This window comes from Rhizobium sp. PEPV16, assembly GCF_008919455.1.
GTDB lineage: Bacteria > Pseudomonadota > Alphaproteobacteria > Rhizobiales > Rhizobiaceae > Rhizobium > Rhizobium leguminosarum_Q.
Window position 1 is genome coordinate 1 of record NZ_VSZV01000036.1, and the last position, 1261, is coordinate 1261.

The following is a 1261-nucleotide window of genomic DNA, read 5'->3' on the forward strand; positions in this document are numbered from 1 at the left end:
ACCTTGTCATGGCCCGTCTCGCGGCAGATCCGGTGCACCGCCTCGTCGATATAGTCGTCGACATAGTCGTCCATCGTCAGGCAACGCTCGGCGCGGCCAGGCTTGCCCCATTCGATCAGCCAGACGTCGACGCCCTCGGCGAGCAGGCTACGCACCAGCGAGCGGTCGGGCTGGAGGTCCGCGATAGTGTAGCGGCCGACCAGGCTATAGACGATGAGGACCGGCGTCTCAACGGTGCGCTTGACCGTCGGCTCGTAGCGAAACAGCTTCACCTTGTCGCGGCGCATGACGAGCGTCTTCGGGGTTGTTCCGACATCGACATCCTCGTCGCGGATGCCGGCGAGCACGTCCGCCCCCTTGTGAAACTTGCCGACATTCTCGGCGAAATCCTTCAGGAAGCTGTTGAAGGCGGTTTTGCGGGGTTCGGTCATCGCTCATCCCTTTCCTGGTTGTGTGGCGATACCGCGCGCACCTTCGACTTCATCGCGCTGTGCCCTGATGCTGGCGCGCACCTCCCGCCTGAGTTCCGTGAACTGCCGCGTCAGCTCGTCGAAGTCGTGCTGGCTCGGAACGCCTAACAGCTTCGCGACGCTGTCGGTCATTTGCTGCTGGCGGGTGCGCAGCTCCAGCCCGGCGAGCAGCCATTCGCGCTGCGTGGCGAGGAAATCCTTAGAGCGCAGATTGCTGATCAGTTCCTCGTTCGCAATGTCCCTCCATTTGTCGAAGGCCTTGCGCCAGCCGAAATCCTCGGCGTCTCCTTCCTTCGTGTCGGCGAGCGTCGCGCTGCGTTCATAGGCCTTGCTCCACGGCACGGAGGCTATGGCGTGATAGGCCGCCATGCGCTGGCCGACGTCCATCCAGGCCGCCATCAGCGCGTAGACCTGCCGGTCGAAGTTCCACATGTCGGCAAGGCGCTGGTTGGTTGATAACGAGGAGGGTGAATTAACAGACTGTGTCATGCTAAACCTGACGGTGTATCTAAACTGTGACGGTATTAAACCGTCATGTGGTATATTTATGATCATACGGCAGGAACGTCAACGGCCATTAGCCTGCCGCGTCATACAAAATTACCGGCTCTGCCGGAGCAAGGCCTCACGGCTTCGGCGGCGGAGACAATTTTGTTAGCGGACTTGCCAATTCCGTCCTTTCCATAGAATGCGATCTGACGCAGAGCTGCCATGCTTGGCGTTCCTTCATGTGTTCGAAGCAATGCGGTTATCCCGCACCGCGGATGCGGCGGCCGTTCCGCTGCCTCGCA

At 60.7% G+C, this 1261-nt stretch carries 1 protein-coding gene and 1 pseudogene; both read right to left on the minus strand.

Annotated features, from left to right (window positions below; genetic code table 11):
• Positions 1-431, minus strand: a pseudogene (locus tag FY112_RS00260) (class III poly(R)-hydroxyalkanoic acid synthase subunit PhaC); the annotation flags it as partial.
• 3 nt (positions 432-434) lie between these two features.
• Positions 435-959, minus strand: coding sequence for a poly(R)-hydroxyalkanoic acid synthase subunit PhaE (locus FY112_RS00265; protein WP_246700570.1), 525 nt, complete (start codon positions 957-959; stop codon positions 435-437).
• Between the last annotated feature and the right edge of the window lie 302 nt (positions 960-1261).

Excerpts from the sequence above, each read along its gene's own strand:
- FY112_RS00265 (WP_246700570.1), bottom strand. The coding sequence starts at position 959 with ATGACACAGTCTGTTAATTCACCCTCCTCGTTATCAACCAACCAGCGC.